The sequence below is a fragment of the Aeromonas sp. SrichE-2G genome (assembly GCF_017939565.1).
GTDB lineage: Bacteria > Pseudomonadota > Gammaproteobacteria > Enterobacterales > Aeromonadaceae > Aeromonas > Aeromonas taiwanensis.
The window spans coordinates 534,471-553,817 of the sequence record NZ_JAGKRG010000004.1 but is presented as its reverse complement, the minus strand read 5'-3'; the positions used below and the strand labels follow the sequence as shown (position 1 = coordinate 553,817).

Genomic DNA, 19,347 nt, shown 5'->3' with positions numbered 1-19,347 from the left:
AGATGTGGTTCTGGCAGAAATACACCAGCCCGTGGAGCCTGTCCCAGTCAGGCATCCTCGGCATGAACAAGCGCAACCACTCCTACATCAGCCGCTACAACCCGCGCCGTCTCTACCCGCTGGTGGATGACAAGCTCAAGACCAAGCGCATCGCGCTGGATGCAGGGGTGACGGTGCCGGAGCTCATCGGCACCATCCGCGAACAGCACGACGTGACCCGCATCACCGAGCTGGTCAAGGAGTGGCCGGGCTTCTGCATCAAGCCGGCCCGCGGCTCCGGCGGCAAGGGGATCCTGGTGATCCTGCGCCAGGAAGACGGCCTCTTCTACAAGCCCAACGGCAGCGCCTGCAACGGCCAGGATCTGGAGCGCCATGTCTCCAACATCCTGGCGGGGCTCTACTCCCTCGGCGGCAAGCCGGACGTGGCGCTGGTGGAAGGGCTCATCAACTTCGACGACGTGTTTGACGGTTACTCCTTCGAAGGGGTGCCCGATGCCCGGGTCATCATCTTCAAGGGGTTCCCGGTGATGGCCATGATGCGCCTCTCCACCTCCGCCTCGGACGGCAAGGCGAACCTGCACCAGGGCGCCGTGGGGGTGGGTCTGTGCCTGCGTACCGGCCGCGCCCTGCGGGCGGTGCAGTTTGGCGCCCCCTTGCGCCATCACCCGGACACCGGCCTGGATCTCTACGATCTCAAGGTACCCCACTGGGACACACTGCTGACCCTGGCGGCCTCCTGCTACGAGATGTCGGGCCTGGGCTACATCGGCACCGACATGGTGCTGGACAAGTTCCGCGGCCCCATGCTGCTGGAGCTCAACGCCCGCCCGGGCCTCGCCATCCAGATCGCCAACGGTCGCGGCCTGGTGCCCAACCTCAAGACCATCGAGAAGCTGGGCCAGGTCAAGATGAGCGTGGAGCAGCGGGTCAACTTCGCCAAGGATCACTTCGGCATCTTCGAGGAGTGAGTGGCCCCGCCCGTCACCAGAAACGCGCCAACCGGCGCGTTTTTTTATGGCCGGCCCGCACCGGGAGCCTGGCCCCGCCAGGAAGGCCGATCCCCGTCACATCCCCCGGCGGCGCCCCTTCAACGGCGCGCTACAAGGGGATAAGCTCCAGACGAATGAGGGGTCGCCAGCCCATCGGCGCAGGCCACCCCATGTGCATGAGGCAGTGCGCCTGCCAGGGGGCACCGATTTGTCGGCGACAACGGGGTCTCTCGATGGTAGATTAATCAAATCAAATAGATAGCACCGATCGGGTTTCTCCTATGCAACGTTGGCCCAGCCTGAAACAGCTCCAGTATCTGGTCGCTCTGGACGAGCACAAGAATTTCAACCGCGCCGCCAAGGCCTGCCATGTCAGCCAGTCCACCCTGAGTACCGGGATCCAGACCCTGGAGGACATGATGAACCTGCAGCTGGTGGAGCGGGATCACAAGAGTTTCATCATGACGCCGGTCGGCATGGAAATCGTCGCGCGGGCGCGCAACCTGCTCTCCGATGCCCGGGATCTGATGGAGATGGGTCAGCAGCAAGGGGGGGTCATGCACGGCACCGTCCGCCTCGGCTGCATCCCGACCATAGCCCCCTTCCTGCTGAGCAAACTGCTGCAGGTGTGCGGCAAGGCCTATCCCGAGCTGGAGTTGCTGCTGCGGGAAGACACCACCACCAATTTGCTCAAGCAGCTGGAGCAGGGGCAGCTCGACCTGCTGATCCTGGCCCTGCCGGTGGAGATCGGCGGCTTCCACAGCAAGACGGTCGGCCAGGATCCCTTCCACATGGTGATGCCCTCCCACATGGCGGCAGGGCTGCACATGCCGTTCGACTACAAGGAGCTGCCCAACCAGAGCATCTTCCTGCTGGAGCGGGAGCACTGCCTGACCGAACACGCGGTGAGCGCTTGCCGGCTGAGGGACAAGAGCAAGATCAACCCCTTCGCCGCCACCAGCCTGCACACCCTGGTGCAGATGGTGGGCGCCGGCCTTGGCACCACCTTCCTGCCCCAGATGGCCATAGATGCCGGCATCCTCGACAACTCGGATCTGGTGGCCATTCCCCTGCCCGGGGAGAAGCCCTATCGGGAGATTGGCCTGGTGTGGCGCCCCAGCACCACCCGGGTGCAGACCTTCTACAAGATTGCCGAGCTGCTCGCGCCGCTCATCAACCCCAAGGGGGACGACTAAGACCCGCTTGCCGTGTGCAGTTGTGCGTGCGGCAAGCCGTTATGCTCTCATTCAGGTACCAGGCAGGATCATCGTCTATGATGAATCCCGAGCCCTATCAAGGAGTTGAGATGTTCCGCACCTTGCTGCTGCCCCTGCTGGCCCTGCTTGTCACCGCCTGCTCCAGCACACCGGAGCCGCCACCCCCCGTGCGCCAGAGCAGCGCCTTCGACAGCTTCTATCAACAGTGGCGCGGCGTCCCCTATCGCATGGGTGGCACCAGCCGTGCCGGCCTCGACTGCTCCGCCTTCACCCAGCTCGCCTACAGCCAGGTGCTGGGGTTCAGCCTCCCCCGCACCACGGAATCCCAGGCCAGCCTCGGCCGCCCGGTGGACAGATACCGGTTGCAGCACGGGGATCTGGTCTTTTTCAAGACCGGCTGGCAGCAGTACCACGTCGGGGTCTACACCGGAGCCGGGGAATTCATCCACGCCTCCACCAGCAAGGGAGTGATCCGCTCGCGCCTCGACAACGTCTACTGGAACAGCCGCTACTGGCAGGCCCGCAGGCTGATTCAGTAGAAAGCCCTGAAAAACAAAAGGCCCCCAGGGGCCTTTTTTGTCATCCATACCTCAGTGCTTGCGGTGCCAGCGGGGGGAGGTGGCGCGCTCCCCCCAGGGGGTCGTGCAGGGCAGCAGGGCTCCCTCGATCACCCCGTCATGGCTCGCCAGCGCCAGGGCTATCTTCTCGTGGAGCAGGCGAAGCAGGTTCTTCTCCTGATCAGCCAGGGAGTGCCCCGCGGCGAAATACTCCCGCTGATGCTGCAACGCCAGTTTCTGGGCAAATTCATAGGTGGTGAAGCTGTCCGGCATCCGTGCGATGACGTCGTCCAGCCTGGCCAGCAGGCTGTGCAATTCCCTGGTCATGTCCAGTTCTCCCTCTGAGTTGAAGCTCAAAATTACCCCTTATTGGATATGCAACCAATCTGAATGCCCCAGAAGTGAGAGCCCGAGCACAGTTCCAGGCAAAGCCTCCCCCCTGTTCCGCCACCCTGTTTACACGGGGCTGACGAGCCGCTAGATTTGGACCGACTAATCAGTCGGTTGTTTTCTGTGCGGAGATCATCATGAATACCACCCTCACCCCATCGGACAAGTTCTCCCTGCCCGATCAGCTGATCCGCCTCAGGCAGGCTTGCATGTCACACCCCATGCCGAGCCTGGCGGAGCGCCGCACCAGGCTCACCCAACTCAAGGGCGCCCTGCTGGCCCACAAGCAGACCCTGTGCGACGCCCTGGCCCTGGACTACGGCCAGCGCAGCGGCTATGACAGCCTGATTGCCGACATCCTTCCCTGCGTCATGCAGATCAACTACAGCCTGAAGCGGCTCAAGGGCTGGATGAGACCGGAGCGCCGCCACCCAGGTCTGCTGCTGGCCCCCGCCAGGGTCGAAGTGCACTACCAGCCCCTCGGCGTGGTCGGCATCATGGTCCCCTGGAACTTCCCGGTGATGCTGAGCCTCGGCCCCCTCATCGGTGCCATCGGCGCCGGCAACCGCGCCATGATCAAGCTCTCCGAGTTCACGCCCCGCACCAATGCCGTGCTGCGTACCCTGCTGGGGGAGGTCTTTGCTGATGACGAGGTGATGGTCATCGAGGGGGATGCCGAGCTCGCGGCCGCCTTCAGTGCCCTCCCCTTCGATCACCTGGTGTTCACCGGTTCCACCGCCGTGGGCCGGCGGGTGATGGCTGCCGCCGCGCCCCACCTCACCCCCCTCACCCTGGAACTCGGTGGCAAGAGCCCCTGCCTCATCGCCCCCGACATGCCCATGGCGCTGGCGGTGGAGCGGATGATCTTCGGCAAGAGCCTCAACGCCGGCCAGATCTGCGTGGCCCCCGACTATGTGCTGCTGCCGCGCGGCCAAGAGCAGGCCTTTGTCGAGGCCTACCGCAGCCACTTCACGCGCCTCTATCCCAAGGGGCTGGCGAGCCCGGACTACGGCTCCGTCGTCAATGCGCAGCAGTATGCCCGGCTCACGGCCTGGCTGGATGAAGCCAGGCAGGCGGGGGCCCAGGTACACCCCTGCACTTCGCCTGCCCGGGATGACGGCGCCCACCGCCTGGCACCCCATCTGCTGACCGAGGTGCCCGACCATTGCCAGGTGATGCAGCAGGAGATCTTCGGCCCCCTGCTGCCTATCGTGCCTTATGACTCGCTGGACGAGGCGATCGCCTATGTGGCGGCGCGGCCCCGCCCGCTGGCACTCTATCTGATGAGCCTGGATGAGACCCTGCAGCGCCGTCTCATCCGGGAGACCCATGCCGGCGGCATGGCCATCAACGAGAGCCTGTTCCAGGCCGCGGCGGACGACGCGCCCTTCGGCGGCATCGGCCCCTCCGGCATGGGTCACTACCACGGCCGCGAAGGCTTTCTCACCTTCTCCAAGGCGAAAACCGTGCTGCGCCGCGGGCGTTTCAGCCCAGGGGGGCTTATCCACCCGCCTTATCGACGCTGGTATCAGCGGCTGATGATGGCCCTGTTCCTGCGCTAGGAGGCGAGATGCGAGAGACCATGACCGACAAACGCCGCCAGATCCTGGATGCCGCCCTCGCCCTGTGCGCCGAAGACGGCCTGCAGGGCGCCGCCACCGCCCGCATCGCCAAGGCGGCCGGGGTGGCCAACGGCACCCTGTTTCACCACTTTCCCAGCAAGGAGGTGCTGATCCAGCAGCTCTATCAGGAGATCAAGGGGCGCCTGGGCGCCGCCATCAGCGAGGCGGATCCGACCCTCTCTCTCGAGGAGCAGACGCGCCACTACTGGCAGCAGGCAATGGCCTGGATGCAGGCCCATCCCCACGAGCTCAAGTTCGTGCTGGGCTTCTTCCACTCCCCCCTGCTGGCCCGCTCCCTGCGCAGCCAGATCCTGGGGGAGACCCTGCCCTTCCTGCCGCACCTGCTGGCCCAAGGCCAGGCCAGTGGCGAGCTGATGCAGGGGCCGCCCCTGCTGATGCTGGAGGTGTGCCAGAGCCAGTTTCTCACCTGTGCCTCCCTGTTCGTCGACCAGCCGGAGCTTGGCGAGGATCCCCACTGGCGGGAGAGCGCCTTCTCACTCTTCTGGTCCGCCATCGCGGGAGGGCGCCATGCACGCTGACTCCCTGCTCGCCACCGGCAGACGCCTCTGGATCGGGAGCCTGCTCTGGGTCATCGGCCGCACCCTGTGCCGCGCCGCCAGGGTCGACGAGGCGGTGCGCCGCGAGCTCGCCCCCCTGCCAGACGGACTCAGCATCCAGCTGGCGGTGAACGGCCTGACAGGCGGGCTGACCATTCACAAGGCGGGGGGGCGCTGGCGCACGGGCGCGGCACCGCAGCCGGATGAGGCCGCCCCCCACCCGCTGCGGGTGCACTTCAAGCACCCCGCCATCGCGTTTCGCACCTTGAGCTTTCGCCTCGGCATCAACCAGGCGTTTTGTGAAAACCGCCTGCAGGTGGAGGGGGATCTCAGCGCGGCCATGCACCTGGTGCGCGCGCTGGAGCAGCTGCAGAGCCTGATCCTGCCCGCCATCATCGCGCGGCCGTTGCTGCGCCACTATCCGAGCCCGCGCCGCAAGCTGGCACGGGCCTGCCACATCTACCTGGGTCTGCTGACCGGTTGAACACCAAGAGGAACACCATGAGCCGCTATTACGATTTCTTCTGCCCGGTCAAGCTGATGGCGGGGGAGCAGGCGCTGGAACAACTTCCTGACGAGCTGATGGCGCTGGGGGCGCGCCGCCCGCTGCTGCTCACCGACAAGGGGGTCGCCGGCACCGGGCTCGCCACCCTGCTGGCCGGGGTGATGGCCGAGGGGGGGGTCGCAGTCGCCGCCATCTGGGACGAGATCCCGGCCGACTCCTCCACCGCCGTGGTGGAGCGGATCGCCCGCCACTACCGGGAGCTGGATTGCGACAGCCTGGTGGCGCTCGGGGGCGGCTCCGTCATCGACACCGCCAAGGCGGTCAATATCCTGGCCACCCTGGCGCCGCGCGACGGTGAGACAGGGGGCGGGAGGTTGCTGGACTATGCCGGGGCGGGCTGCCTGACCCGCCCCCTCAATCCCCTGGCGGTGGTGCCCACCACGGCGGGCACCGGCTCCGAGGTGACCCTGGTGGCGGTGATCAAGGACGAGGCGAGCGGGCGCAAGGTGCCCTTTACCTCCCCCTTCCTGCTGCCCCGGCTGGCGGTACTGGACCCGCGCCTCACCCGGGGGCTGCCGCTCAACATCACCGCCGCCACCGCCATGGATGCCATGACCCACGCCATCGAGGCCTTCATCGGCAACGCCAGGAACCCGGTCAGCGACGCCCTGGCCCTGATGGCGGTGGAGAAGATCGCCACCGCCCTGCCCAAGGTGCTGGGGCAGCCTCAGGATCCACACCTGCGGCTGCAGCTCGCGGAGGGTTCCACCCTGGCGGGCATGGCCTTCTCCAACTCCATGGTGGGGCTGGTGCACGCCCTCGGTCACAGCCTGGGGGCCCGCTGCCACCTGCCCCACGGCCTGTGCATGAACCTCTTCCTGCCTGCGGTGCTCGACTACAACAGGCCGGAGATCGATGACGAGCTCGCCCGCCTGCTGCTGCCGCTCGCGGGGGCCGAGCGCTTCGCGGCGACCCCGGCCCCCCTGCGGGCCCAGGCCACCCTGGATGCCCTCCATGCCCTGCGCGACACCCTGTGGCAGGCGGTCGGGCTGCCACGCACCCTGCGGGAGGCGGGCCTCACCGACAGGGGACTGCTGCCCGAGATCCGGGATCTCGCCATCAACGACGGCGCCCTGCTCTACAACCGCAAGGATGCAGACAGGGCGCAGCTGCTGGCGCTGCTGGAACGGGTGTGGGAATAGCGGGCCGCCGGGCCCGCCCGGAGGTCAGGACGCGGGGGTAAAGACCCCGGTGGAGAGGTAGCGATCCCCCCGATCGCAGATGATGGCCACCACCACCCCTTCGCCGATCCCGGCGGCGACCCGCAGGGCGCCGGCCACGGCGCCCCCCGAGCTGACGCCGCAGCAGATCCCCTCCTCCCGGGCCAGCCGGCGCATCGTGGCGAGGGACTCCTCCAGCGTCACATCCAGCACCCGATCGACCCGGGCGGGCTCGAAGATGGCGGGCAGGTAGGCCTCGGGCCAGCGGCGAATGCCCGGGATCTGGCTCCCCTCGGCCGGTTGCAGGCCGATCACCTCTACCGCCGGGTTCTGCTCCTTGAGATAGCGGGAGACCCCCATGATGGTGCCCGTGGTGCCCATGGCCGACACGAAGTGAGTGACCGCCCCGCCGCTCTGGTGCCAGATCTCGGGGCCGGTGGAGAGGTAGTGGGCATCCGGGTTGGCCGGGTTGTTGAACTGATCGAGCACCAGCCCCTCCCCGCGCCCCTGCATGGCCAGGGCGAGGTCGCGCGCCGCCTCCATGCCGCCCTCCACCAGCACCAGCTCGGCGCCATAGGCCTGCATGGCGTCGCGCCGCTCCTGGCTCATGGTGTCAGGCATGATGAGGCGCATCCGGTAGCCTCTGGCCGCCGCCACCATGGCCAGCGCGATGCCGGTGTTGCCGGAGGTGGCCTCGATGAGCCGTGCCCCTGGCGCTAAGTAACCGCTCGCCTCCGCGCACCGGATGAGGTTCAGGGCCGGCCTGTCCTTGACCGAGCCGGCGGGGTTGTTGCCCTCCAGCTTCACCAGCAGGGTCACACCGGGATGGGGATTGATGCGGCGCAACGCCAGCAGGGGGGTGTTGCCTATCAGCTCTTCCAGGGTGGCGAAGGCCATGGGGATCCATCCTCTGTCTGTGTTCTATACCTTGCCATGCGACCATTCGCAGGCCGGCCAGTGTAAGCGAGCCCGCCACGGCGGCAAAGAATGACGTTGGCAAAGCGTGCCCGCCATGTTCTGATCACCCCATTCACCCAGAGAGGATCCCAGATGAGCGACATTCTTCACCAGCCGGAACAGCAGCAGTTCGTCTGCACCGTGGACGGCAAGCTCGCCCGTCTTGCCTATCGCAGGCTGGACGCCACCACCGTCGACGCCTACAGCACCCAGGTCCCTGCCGAGCTGCGCGGACAGGGCATCGCCGACCGGCTGGCCCGCAGCTTCTACAACTGGACTCTGGCAGAGGGGCTCACCATAGTGCCGACCTGCAGCTATATCGACGTCTGGCTTCGCCGCAATGCCGGCTGAGCAGGCCAATCAGGACGCCGCTTTGCAGGCGTGCACCGAGGCCCTGCTGCGGGCCGATGACCGGCGCATGGATTGCCTGCGGGCCGCGCGGGCGCTGGCCCTGCCCGACTGGGCGCTGGGGGCGGGGTTTGTGCGCAACCTCATCTGGGATCACCTGCACCGCAAGCCGGCGCCGACCCCCCTCAACGACATCGATCTTATCTATCTGGACAGTGCTGATCCGACTGGATTGAAGGAGGCCGATCACGAGGCCTGGCTGAATGCCCGACTGCCTGACCAGCGCTGGGAGGTGCGCAACCAGGCCCGCATGCATGTGCGCCAGCAGGTGCCCCCCTTTGGCAGCACTCTGGAGGCCCTCGGACACTGGGTGGAGGTACCCACCTGCATCGGGGTCAGATTGCTGGCAGACGATTCGTTCGAGTGGCTGGCCCCCTACGGCTTTGCCCCCAACTGGTCCCTGCGGGTGGACCCCAACCCGCACTGTCGCCAGGAGTGCCGGGTCTTTACCGAGCGCGTCAAGGCCAAGGGGTGGCAGCAGATCTGGCCTGACCTTGTCGTGAACTGGCCATGACCGGATTGCAATGTTTCGGCAACCTTGGGCACACTACGAAAAGCTGTTTGTAACTCAATGGGTTAAATAATGCGCGACTTCTTCTCTCTCGAACGCTGGCTGCCGGGGCTCGCCGCCCTGCTGCAATATCAGCGGGCCTGGCTGATGCCGGACCTTCGCGCAGGCCTCTCGGTCGCGGCCGTGGCGCTCCCCGTGGCCATCGCCTACTCGGAGCTCACCGGGGTGGGGGCCATCGTCGGCCTCTACTCCTGCATCCTGCCCATGGTGGTCTACGCCCTGTTCGGCACCTCCCGTCAGCTCATCGTCGGCCCGGACGCCGCCACCTGCGCCGTCATCGCCGCCGTGGTCACCCCCCTCGCCGCCGGGGACCCCACCCGCCACTGGCAGCTGGTCATGACCATGACCGCCATGACCGGCTTCTGGTGCCTCATCGCCAGCCGCTTCAAGCTGGGGGTGCTGGCGGACTTTCTCTCCCGGCCCATTCTGATGGGGCTGCTCAACGGGGTGGCCATCACCATCATGGTGGGCCAGCTCTCCAAGATCTTCGGCTTCACCTTCAGCGAACGCTATCTGATAGAGCGGATCCTCAACGGCACCAACTACCTTACCCAGACCCATCTGCCCACCCTGGCCATGAGTCTGACCGCCCTGCTCACCCTGCTGCTGGCCAAGCGCTACAAGCCGGCCTGGCCCTCTTCCATGGTGGCCATGGTGGTGACGGCGGCGCTGGTGTGGCTGTTCAACCTCGGCCGTGTCGACATCGCCACCCTGGGGGCCATCGGCTCGGGCCTGCCCGCCTTCCAGATGCCGGAATTCCCCCCCGGCCTGATGCGGGAGCTGGTGCTGCCGGCCCTCAACCTCGCCATGGTGAGCTTCGTCTCCATGATGCTCACCGCCCGCAGCTTCGCCGCCAAGAACGGCTACGAGATAGACGCGGACAAGGAGTTCCGGGCGCTGGGCATGGCAAACCTGGCGGCGGCGGCCTCCCAGGGCTTTGCCATCAGCGGCGCGGATTCGCGCACCGCGGTCAACGACGCCAACGGCGGCAAGAGCCAGCTGGTCTCCATCATCGCCGCCGCCGTCATCGCCCTGGTCACCTTCTACCTGACGGGGCCGCTGCAATACATCCCCACCGCCGCCCTCGGGGTGGTGCTGGTCATGGCCTCCCTGTCGCTGACCGACTTTCGCGGCCTCTGGGCCCTGCGCGACTCGGACCGCGCCGCCTTCTGGCTGGCCCTCATCACCTTCATAAGCGTGCTGACCATGGGGGTCATTCCGGGCATCACCCTCGCGGTCTTGCTGGGCCTGTTCCAGTTTCTGCGCAACGTGATGCGCCCCACCGACCAGTTGCTCGGCATGGATGACGAAGGGGTGGTGCGCACCCTGGGGGACAACGAGCAGGCCAAGGCGATTCCCGGCATCCTGGTCTATCGCTTCAACTCGCCGCTGACCTACTTCAACGCCCCCTACTTCAAGCGGCGGGTGCTGGCGCTGCTGGTGCAGGATCCCCACAGTCCCCAGTGCCTGGTGGTGGACGCGGTGGCCTGCTTCACCCATCAGGACATCAGCGTCATGAGCATGGTGGGAGAGCTGCACAAGGAGCTCAAGCGGCGCGGCATCCACATGGTGATGGCCGGTCGCCACGGCCAGTTGAGCCAGTGGTTCAGGCAGGCGGGGATCCGGGTCGGCGAGGATGGCATCATTCTCTGCCCCGACATGTATCAGGCCCTGCGCATGACCCGCTGCTACCGGGAGCCGGTGTTCAAGGATGACGAGGTGGTGGAGAGCACCACGGACGCCCTGATCACCCGCTGGCCCCAGGACGAGGCCCTGCCCGATTCGGCGCGTCTCACCCACCCCTGCGAGCAGGAGGCCGGCACGACCCCGGTGTGAGGCGCCACGGCCGGCGGCCCCAACCCGCCGGCCCTCTTCTCTGCCACCAGGATTGCGCCCCGCACCCGCTTGGTGTTAAATGCCCGTCCAGCTGGCCCTGACGAGGGCCACCACCAGCATCTGGATATTCCATGCAGACTCAATCCCACGCCGGGCCGGGCTCCCTCTTTTCCCTGACCTGGCCACTGTTCATCGATCTCGCCCTGCATTTTCTGACCGGGGCCCTCAATACCTTCATGGTGGGTCACGTCTCCTACCAGGGGGTGGCGGCGCTCGCGGTCGGCAACCAGGTGTTCGATCTGGCCATCACCCTGTTCAGCTTCGTCAGCATCGGCACCAGCGTGGTGATCACCCAGTATCTGGGGGCAGGGGACAAGGAGAAGGCCCGGGTCGTCATTCACACCGCCATCGGCTTCAACCTGCTGGTGGGGCTGGTGGCCGCCGTCGGGGTCATGGCCGGGGCCGGCACCATGCTGGCGCTGATGAACCTGCCCGCCCACCTGATGAGCGACGGCAGCCTCTATCTGCAGATCATCGGCCTGTGCCTGCTGCCGGAGGCGGCAGCTCTCTGCCTGGCCGCCACCCTGCGCGCTCACGGCCACACCCGCCAGGCCATGTACGTGACCCTCATCGTCAACCTCATCACCTTCGTCGGCAACCTGCTGCTGCTCTACGGCTGGTTCGGCCTGCCCCAGCTCGGGGTCGCCGGGGTCGCCATCAGCACGGTGGCGGGTCGCATCGTCGGGGTCGTGCTGCTGGTGTGGCTGGTGGCCCGCAAGACCGGCATCCGGCTGCGTCTGCCGGAAATCGTCCGCCCGAGCCGCGCCATGCTGGACAAGGTGCTGCACATCGGCCTGCCTGCGGCGGGGGAGAACCTCTCCTGGATGCTGCAGTTCATGGTGGTGACCGCCTTTGTCGGCCTGCTCGGCGACAAGGCGCTGGCGACCCAGTCCTACTTCTTCCAGATCTGCCTGTTCATCCTGCTGTTCGGCCTCTCCATCGGCCTTGGCAACGAGATCATCATCGGCCATCTGGCGGGAGCCAGACGCTTCGATCAGGCCTATCGCCAACTGATGAAGAGCCTGAAACTCGGCCTCATCGTCACCGCCGTCATCGCCGTCGCCGCCGCCCTGAACGGCCGAGCCATCATCAGCCTGTTCACCGACGACGCGGACATCATCACCCAGGTGGCCCAGCTGTTCCTCATCAGCCTCATCCTCGAGCCAGGCCGCACCTTCAACCTGGTGGTGATCAACGCCCTGCGCGCCACCGGGGATGCCCGTTTCCCGCTCTACATGGCGCTCGTCTCCATGTGGGGCATTGCCGTTCCCCTCTCCTATTTCCTTGGTATCATGCAGGGCTACGGCCTGGTAGGCATCTGGCTGGCCCTCGCCTGCGACGAGTGGGTGCGCGGTCTGGCCATGTTCTGGCGCTGGCGCAGTCGTCGCTGGCAAAACAAAATTCTTGTCGAAACATAAGCGGAATCATCATGAAGAAAATCGGACTCTTGTTGACGGCCATCCTGCTCAGCCCGCTCGCCATGGCGCAAACCGCCCCGGCAGCGCCCAAGGCGCAGGCTCTCCAGACCTGGTATGTGGCCCCCATCGTCATCGACGAGACCAGCGAAGCCCAGAAGGCCCTGACCAAGGAGTTCATGGCCCAGATGATCAAGACCATCAAGATCAACGAGTATCAGACCGGCAAGGCGGTGGGCAAGACCAAGGAGCCCAAGTGGCTGATCCGCACCAAGCTGATGCCCGCAAGCACAGAACCGCTGGTCGGCAAGAAGCATGCCCAGGGCCTCACCTACGGCAAGGGCATTCCCACCCAGGAGATCGTCGGCGAGCTCATCATGAACGGCACCCTGGTGGCTCATGTGGGTCAGGGTTGGCGCGAGCCCATCGTCCCGGGCACGCCGGTGGCGGAGAAGATCACCATCGCCAACTACCAGTACGCCATCGGCAACGAGGCCAAGGCACCGGATCTGGAAGAGCTGGCGGCACAAATAGGCTTCGAGGTGGGCAAGGTGATCGCCCGGGACGGCAAGCCCCTGCCCGAGAAGAAAAAGAAAAAAGAGTAAACACCACGCTCGTTATCCGGAAGGGGCCTCGCGCCCCTTCTTGCTGTCCGCCGCCCGTCCTTTCCCCGTGTTCCCCAGTGCAATAATGTGAACAGGATCCCGGTTTTATCCTCTCCTGCCCACCATTTATCCGCCAATCTGCTTGTGATTCAAACAGTTAAAAATCGTCGCCGCCATGGTGCAAAACGATGTCCACGAATTGGATCCGGATCACGTTTATCTCCCGGGGGAAGGCGTAGCTTGAAGGTCAAGGCACATCAAACGACAACAAGGAGGCTTCATTACATGTTTCCAGAGTACAGAGATCTCATCTCGAAACTGAAGGTCAGTGATGCCCATTTTCAGAAGAAGTTTGACTTGCACAACGACCTGGATGCGGAGATCCAGAAGCTGGAAAAGCACCACGCCAGCGACTACAGCGCCGAGGTGAAGGATCTGAAAAAACAGAAACTTAAACTGAAAGAGGAGATATACGACATCCTCAGACAACATCCAAACTAGACGCCTTGACGAATGCCCGGATAAGCAATTTATCCTCCAGCCCGGCCCGACGCCGGGCTTTTTGTTGTCCGCTCATGAGGATGTGGCACAGAGCTCATCCGGCCGCCTGCGCCGGAACTCGCTGGGCGTTTGGCCGGTGTGGCGCCGGAAAGCCGTGTTGAAGGTGGATTTGCTGTTGAAGCCGGCCTGATAGCAGACAGTGGCCACCGTCTCGTCACTCTCCTGCAACAGCCGCTTGGCCTCTTCCACCCGATGGCGGTTGAGCCAGTCGTAGAAGTTGCCCCCCGAACAGGCATTGATGGCGCTGGAGGCCTGATGGGGACTCAGGCCGCACAGCTGGGCCAGCTTGCCAAGGGAGAGGGCCGGATCCCGGAAGGCTCCTCGCCCGAGCTCCCCCTCCAGCGCCTCGAACAGGGGTTGCAGCGACTCATCCTGCACCGGCGCCGGCATCCCCTCGGCACCGCGCTCGCGCCCCTCCCCCATGGCGTCCTGCTGGGGCAGCCGGGCGTGGGCCAGCACCAGCAGCAACAGATAGGCGGTGACGGGGGCCTGCAAATACACCGTTGAGAGCGGCCAGCCAAGCCAGCTCAGGGCGATACGGCCGAGCAGCAGGAGGGCGACCAGCAGTTGCAGGCCCTGCAACTGGTTGACCCAGGCGCGCAGCGCCGGCTTGCGGCTGACGACCCCGAGGCGCTGCTGCTGCCACCAGTAGGCCAGCCCCAGCAGGGCAATGCAGGCCAGATAGCGGTTGCCATAGAGAGTCATGCCTGGCCACAGGGCCTCCTCCTGGCTGCCAAGCAGGATCCAGCGAACCTTCTCGTCGCCAGGCAACAGCCAGTAGGGCAATGCCAGGGCAGCCACCAGCAGCAGGGGCAACCCGTGCACCAGCCGATCGCGCCAGCGAGCGAGCACCCCCTCCCCCTGCACGGCCCTGATATAGCCATAGAGACAGAACGGCAGCATCACCACCAGGGGATCGATCAGCTTGAGCAGATGGGGCCGGGCCAGAAACCACTGCTGCTGGTGATAGAGATACTCCAGCGCCTGCAGGCCGCTCAGGGCCAGCAGGGCCAGCAGATAGCCGGCGGCGGAATCCCGCCGCGTGCGCCGCAACCATCCCACGTTCGCCAGCACCAGCATGCCGGCCAGACCCAGACTGAGCACGGCGGCCATATTTTCCCACTGCATAACACTCCTCCTGCAGGTACGGCTCCATCGAGACACACCTGTTCATCCTTGTTTTTATTTGGTTTTTCATTCCATGACCGATTCCATCCAGTCGGGCGACCCGAGGGGAGGGCTGCGCTTGAATAGCTGCTGCATCGACCGAAAGGAAACAAAACATTAACAAATCAACACCACAGAAGGAATCAAGATGCGAACCCCTCTTCCTCTTTCCCTTTCCCTGCTCGGCACTCTGGTACTGGCCGGCTGTCAGGATAACGACAGCCAGCCGGATCCCGCCCGCCACTACGACGTCACGCTCACCTACACGGAGCAGGGGGTGCCCCACATCAAGGCGAGCAACTATGCCAGCCTCGGTTTCGGATCCGGATACGCCCACGCCGAGGAAAACCTCTGCACCCTGAGCGAGCAGATCATGAAGCTGCGGGGAGAAAAATCCCGCTGGCTGGGCGCCGGTGAGCAGCAGCGCAACCTGCTCTCGGACCTGGGCTATCGCTCCCTGGATCTGCAGACTCAAGCCACCACCCTGTATGAGAAGCTGGCCCCGGAGGCGAAGGACCTCATCGAGGGCTATGTGGCGGGCTTCAATCACTCGCTCACCGAGCGGGCCGGTCCGGCAGACTACCCCTCCCCCTGCCGCGGGGCCGAGTGGGTCGAACCCATCACCCCGGTCCAGCTGCTGGCCTATCACCTGGATCTCGCCCAGCTGGCCAGCGGCCGCAGCTTCATCAGCGCCATGGCCAGTGCCCAGCCCCCCGTCGGCGCACAGGCGCGTGCCACCCTGCCGGCCCCCTCACAGGATCCCGTCTCGCTGCTGACCTCGGAGGGGATCGGCAGCAACGGCTGGGCGCTGGGAGCGGATCGCACCAGCAACGCCACCAGCCTGCTGCTCGGCAATCCCCATTTCCCCTGGGATGGCGAACTCAGGTTCTATGAACAGCATCTGCAGATCCCGGGCGAGCTCAACGTGACCGGTGCCACCATGATGGGCTTTCCCGCCATCCTGATCGGCTTCAACGAGCGGCTCGGCTGGACTCATACCGTCTCCCAGTCCAAGCGGTTCACCCTCTATCAGCTCACCCTGGACCCCGCCAATCCGCTGCGCTACCGCTATGGCGACCAGTGGCGAGAGATGAGCCAGAAAGAGATCACCGTACAGGTACGGCAGGCCGACGGCAGCCTGCAGCCTTATGTCCAGACGCTCTATGCCAGCCATTTCGGCCCCATGGTCAACCTCGCCTCCCTCTCTCCCGCTCTGGGCTGGACCAGCAGCAGCGCCATCAGCTTGCGCGATGCCAACGTCGGCAACTACCGGATGCTGGAGCAGTGGCTGGCCATGGCCAAGGCACAAAGCACCCCGGCCTTCTTCGATGCGCTGGCCGAGCATCAGGGCGTGCCCTGGGTCAATACCCTGCTCATCGACAAGACGGGCCAGGCCAGCTACGTGGACGCGACCCAGGTTCCCCGCCTCGGCGCCAAGGCCGAAGCCTGGTGGCGCGCGGCCTCCCAAAGCCCGCAACTGGCCCCCGTCTGGCTGGATGGCGAGGGCAGCGTGCTGCTGCCAGGCAACGACCCCGACTTCGAGTGGGTCGACAGCGGCCTGACCCGCACCCCCGGACTGATCCCGCTGAGCCAGGCCCCGCGCCAGACCCGAAGCGATTACGTCTACAACGCCAACAGCAGCCACTGGCTGACCAACCTGACTGAACCGCTGGAAGGCTATTCCATCCTCTACGGGCCGGAGCAGACGGTGCGCAGCCCGCGTACCCGCTACAACGCCCAGCTCATCAGCACCCCCGAGAGCATGGGGCTGGCCGGTGCCGATCGCCGCTTCACCCTGCAGACCCTGCAGGGAGTGGTGACCCACAACGGCGCCCTGTTTGCCCGCGAGCTCAGGGAGCCTCTGCTGGCCCGCTGCCAGGCGCACCCGCTGATCCAGCTGGACGGTGGTCCTCTGGATCTGACCCCGAGTTGCAAGGCACTCGCCAACTGGGATGGCGAGTATCAGCTGGAGAGCCGGGGCGCCCACCTGATGCGCGAATGGCTGACGGCGTTTCGCACCAGCGGGCACAGAGACATCCAGGATGCCCTGTTTGCCATCCCCTTCGATCCGGCCAGGGCTGCCACCACCCCAAGCGGACTGGCCCCCTGGAACGGCGCCCCTGATCAGGATCCCGCTCTGCTGGCGCTGGCTCGGGCCCAGCAGCGCTTGCAGGCAGCCGGTATCGCGCCGGATGCCGAACTCGGTGCGCTGCAGTTTGTGCAAAAGGCCGCCGGTTTGACCCCGATCCCGCTGCCTGGGGGCAATTCGTTCGAGGGGCTGTTCAACATGGTGCAAACCAACATGCCTTCGCGCAGCACCTCGGATTTCGCCAACATTGTGACCGGCAAGAGTGTGGCAGGCACCACGCTGCGCAGCCTGGATGACGACGGTGACGGCCAGCCCGAGCTGCGATATCGCGCCAACTACGGCTCCAGCTTCGTGCTGGCCCTGCAGTTCGATGCCGCGGGCCCCAAAGCGGAACGCTTCCTGAGCTATGGCCAGTCTCACGATCCCGAAAGTCCCCACTTCACCGATCAGACCGAGCTGTTCGCCCGCCAGCAGTGGCAGCCCATGCGCTTTACCGATGAAGAGATAGCGGCCCATCAGGAACGTACCCTGCACCTCAAGGTACCGCGTGTGACCCAGCCCTGATCACGGCACCATTGTTCATGCCATCCAAAGCGGGCCATTGGGCCCGCTTTTCTATCCGGTCATCCCCCTGATCTGATGATCTGACCGCGAGCAGCCTCTGTTCTGCGTTCACCACGCCAGCGGCATCGCCCCCCCCATCATGGGAGACAAGAGAGGATTGCCGCACGGGGCAGGAATCGTTATCTTGCCCTCTTCACAGGAATCGCCACAGCACAAGGACCCGGACATGCCGACTCTCGCCAGCATACATCTCTACCCCATCAAGTCGACGGCAGGCATGCCACTGGCCCGCGCCCTGGTGACCCAGGAGGGGCTCGCCGGGGATCGCCGCTACATGGTGGTCAAACCGGATGGCAGCTTCATTACCGCCCGTACCCACCCCCAGCTGCAACTGGTCGTCGCCACCCCGGTGGAGGGCGGCCTCCTGCTGCGCTATCCGGGGTGCGAGCAGCTGACACTGCTGGAGCACGAATTCACTCTCACCCCGCAGGCCACCGGCGTCTGGAGCGACAGCTTCAACGCCCTGCACACCCACACCCGCGCCGATGAGTGGTTGAGTCGGGTGGCGGGGGAGCCAGTTCAGCTGCTCTGGCTCGGCGAGGAGTCGAACCGCTATCGGGAGAAGACCGGCACCCGGGTGAGCTTTGCCGACGGCTATCCCCTGCTGCTGATCAGTCAGGGTTCCCTTGAGGATCTCAATCTGAGATCCGATGCCCTGCACCAGATGAGCCAGTTTCGTACCAACCTGGTGGCGAGTGGCACCAGGCCGTTCGAGGAGGACGGTTGGAGGCGGATCCGCATCGGCGAGGTGGAGTTTCTGGTGGCCAAGCCGTGCAGCCGCTGCATCATGACCACGGTGGAGGCAGGCACGGATCGATTCAATGCCCTGAAAGAGCCGCTCGCCACCCTCACCCGCTATCGCCGTGGCGAGGATGGGGAGGTCTACTTCGGCCAGAACCTGGTAGCCCTGAACGAGGGGTGGATCGAGGCAGGCAGCGAGATCGAAGTGCTGGAGCGGGTACGCCCGCCGATCTACCCCAACGCGGCGCCCAAGAAACGGGCGCTGGTGTGTGTGGCCCGGGAGCCCCTGGCACGGGACCTGGAAACCTTCTGGTTCGAGGCGGCCGATGGCGAGCCCCTGCCCGACTACCTGCCGGGCCAGCACCTGCCCATCAGCCTGGACATCAAGGGAGAGCGGGTGCAGCGCCGCTACACCCTGAGCTCCACCCCGGAAAAGCCCGAGCGTTACGGCATCAGCGTCAAGAAGCTGGCCGATGGCCGCCTCTCCCCCTGGCTGCACCATGAGCTGAGCGTGGGCGATCGTCTGCTGGCCGCCTCCCCGGCCGGCGAATTTCATCTGGGGTCCGAGCGCAAGCTGCTGCTGCTCTCGGCAGGCTCCGGCGTCACCCCCATGCTGTCGATTGCCCGCACCCTGCACCTTCGCGGTGAACTCGACGAGGTCCATTTCATGCACCTATGTCGCAGCGAGGCGGACATTCCCGCCGCCCGCGAGCTGCACGCCATGGCGCAGCTGGGGATGACCCTCACCCTGATCCTGAGCCAGCCCGAGGCTCACTGGCAGGGGCTCAGGGGGCGACTGGATGACAGCCACCTCGGCCAGGTCAAGGGGCTGGCCGAGCGGGAGGTGTTTATCTGCGGCCCCCTGGGCTTTATGGCCGATGCTGCCAACCGGCTGACCGCCCTCGGCGTACCGGCTGGGCGCATCCGCCAGGAGAGCTTTGGCGGCGCCATCCTCTCGGTGGCCCGTCCCCACAAAGCGGTAAAACTGCGCATCGGGGAGCAGGAGTTTGCCGGCAACAACCAGGGTACAGTACTGGATCAGGCCAACAAGCAGGGGGTGGAGATGCCCTGGAGCTGCCGCGCCGGCATCTGCGGCAGCTGCAAGCGCACCCTGATCACAGGTGAGGTGGATCACCCGGATGCCCCCGCCATCACCGCAGCCGAGCGGGCCGAGGGCAAGTTCCTCGCCTGCTGCGCCGTGCCTCTCACGGATCTCGTGGTCGAATAGGGTGATCGGGGGCAAGAATGCCCCGTTC

At 65.6% G+C, this 19,347-nt stretch carries 18 protein-coding genes; 15 read left to right on the top strand and 3 right to left on the bottom strand.

Annotated elements, in window-relative coordinates; translation table 11 throughout:
• The first annotated feature begins 2 nt into the window (after positions 1-2).
• The 3 genes from J9885_RS04605 (at position 3) to J9885_RS04595 (ending at position 2,745) form a co-directional block, all read left to right on the top strand.
• Positions 3-968: an alpha-L-glutamate ligase-like protein gene (locus J9885_RS04605; protein WP_134695528.1), complete on the top strand. Its 966-nt coding sequence runs from the start codon at positions 3-5 to the stop codon at positions 966-968.
• A gap of 302 nt (positions 969-1,270) precedes the next feature.
• On the top strand, positions 1,271-2,185 hold the full coding sequence (locus J9885_RS04600; protein ID WP_134695529.1) for a hydrogen peroxide-inducible genes activator: 915 nt from the start codon (positions 1,271-1,273) through the stop codon (positions 2,183-2,185).
• A gap of 110 nt (positions 2,186-2,295) precedes the next feature.
• Positions 2,296-2,745 carry an NlpC/P60 family protein gene (locus J9885_RS04595; RefSeq protein WP_210548235.1) on the top strand — a complete coding sequence of 150 codons (450 nt, stop codon included), beginning with the start codon at positions 2,296-2,298 and terminating at the stop codon, positions 2,743-2,745.
• A 51-nt stretch (positions 2,746-2,796) separates the two neighbouring features.
• Here J9885_RS04595 and J9885_RS04590 read toward each other — a convergent pair whose 3' ends face one another.
• Positions 2,797-3,090 (bottom strand): hypothetical protein, encoded by a 294-nt coding sequence (locus tag J9885_RS04590; RefSeq protein WP_043761953.1) that lies wholly within the window; start codon positions 3,088-3,090, stop codon positions 2,797-2,799.
• 200 nt (positions 3,091-3,290) lie between these two features.
• On the opposite strand from J9885_RS04590, the gene J9885_RS04585 reads away from it, so the two are divergent.
• The 4 genes from J9885_RS04585 to J9885_RS04570 are packed head-to-tail and all read left to right on the top strand — an operon-like array spanning position 3,291 to position 7,039.
• Positions 3,291-4,715, top strand: a complete 1,425-nt coding sequence (locus tag J9885_RS04585) for a coniferyl aldehyde dehydrogenase (protein ID WP_210548234.1) — start codon at positions 3,291-3,293, stop codon at positions 4,713-4,715.
• A gap of 8 nt (positions 4,716-4,723) precedes the next feature.
• Positions 4,724-5,314, top strand: coding sequence for a TetR/AcrR family transcriptional regulator (locus tag J9885_RS04580; protein ID WP_043761865.1), 591 nt, complete (start codon positions 4,724-4,726; stop codon positions 5,312-5,314).
• Complete coding sequence (locus J9885_RS04575) at positions 5,304-5,816, top strand: SCP2 sterol-binding domain-containing protein (RefSeq protein WP_210548233.1); 513 nt, start codon at positions 5,304-5,306, stop codon at positions 5,814-5,816. Before J9885_RS04580 ends, J9885_RS04575 begins: the two co-directional genes overlap by 11 nt.
• A gap of 17 nt (positions 5,817-5,833) precedes the next feature.
• Positions 5,834-7,039: an iron-containing alcohol dehydrogenase gene (locus tag J9885_RS04570; RefSeq protein WP_210548232.1), complete on the top strand. Its 1,206-nt coding sequence runs from the start codon at positions 5,834-5,836 to the stop codon at positions 7,037-7,039.
• 24 nt (positions 7,040-7,063) lie between these two features.
• Here the strand turns inward: J9885_RS04570 and cysM are convergent, their stop codons facing one another.
• Positions 7,064-7,954, bottom strand: coding sequence for a cysteine synthase CysM (gene cysM / locus J9885_RS04565; protein WP_210548231.1), 891 nt, complete (start codon positions 7,952-7,954; stop codon positions 7,064-7,066).
• A gap of 153 nt (positions 7,955-8,107) precedes the next feature.
• On the opposite strand from cysM, the gene J9885_RS04560 reads away from it, so the two are divergent.
• From J9885_RS04560 to J9885_RS04535, 6 genes are all read left to right on the top strand, one after another.
• Complete coding sequence (locus J9885_RS04560; RefSeq protein WP_043761869.1) at positions 8,108-8,365, top strand: GNAT family N-acetyltransferase; 258 nt, start codon at positions 8,108-8,110, stop codon at positions 8,363-8,365.
• Positions 8,355-8,936 (top strand): nucleotidyltransferase family protein, encoded by a 582-nt coding sequence (locus tag J9885_RS04555; protein ID WP_210548230.1) that lies wholly within the window; start codon positions 8,355-8,357, stop codon positions 8,934-8,936. The genes J9885_RS04560 and J9885_RS04555 overlap by 11 nt, the downstream gene beginning before the upstream one ends.
• A gap of 69 nt (positions 8,937-9,005) precedes the next feature.
• Positions 9,006-10,829: a SulP family inorganic anion transporter gene (locus J9885_RS04550; protein ID WP_134695537.1), complete on the top strand. Its 1,824-nt coding sequence runs from the start codon at positions 9,006-9,008 to the stop codon at positions 10,827-10,829.
• A gap of 131 nt (positions 10,830-10,960) precedes the next feature.
• Positions 10,961-12,307, top strand: a complete 1,347-nt coding sequence (locus tag J9885_RS04545; RefSeq protein WP_043761872.1) for an MATE family efflux transporter — start codon at positions 10,961-10,963, stop codon at positions 12,305-12,307.
• Positions 12,308-12,318: 11 nt separating this feature from the next.
• Positions 12,319-12,909, top strand: a complete 591-nt coding sequence (locus J9885_RS04540; protein WP_210548229.1) for a hypothetical protein — start codon at positions 12,319-12,321, stop codon at positions 12,907-12,909.
• Between the two features lie 285 nt (positions 12,910-13,194).
• Positions 13,195-13,410, top strand: a complete 216-nt coding sequence (locus tag J9885_RS04535) for a DUF465 domain-containing protein (protein WP_043761874.1) — start codon at positions 13,195-13,197, stop codon at positions 13,408-13,410.
• 72 nt (positions 13,411-13,482) lie between these two features.
• Here the strand turns inward: J9885_RS04535 and J9885_RS04530 are convergent, their stop codons facing one another.
• Positions 13,483-14,598, bottom strand: coding sequence for an AraC family transcriptional regulator (locus J9885_RS04530; protein ID WP_210548228.1), 1,116 nt, complete (start codon positions 14,596-14,598; stop codon positions 13,483-13,485).
• 187 nt (positions 14,599-14,785) lie between these two features.
• On the opposite strand from J9885_RS04530, the gene J9885_RS04525 reads away from it, so the two are divergent.
• Positions 14,786-17,290: a penicillin acylase family protein gene (locus J9885_RS04525; RefSeq protein WP_210548227.1), complete on the top strand. Its 2,505-nt coding sequence runs from the start codon at positions 14,786-14,788 to the stop codon at positions 17,288-17,290.
• Between the two features lie 226 nt (positions 17,291-17,516).
• Positions 17,517-19,319, top strand: coding sequence for a hybrid-cluster NAD(P)-dependent oxidoreductase (locus J9885_RS04520; RefSeq protein WP_210548226.1), 1,803 nt, complete (start codon positions 17,517-17,519; stop codon positions 19,317-19,319).
• Positions 19,320-19,347 lie beyond the last annotated feature (28 nt).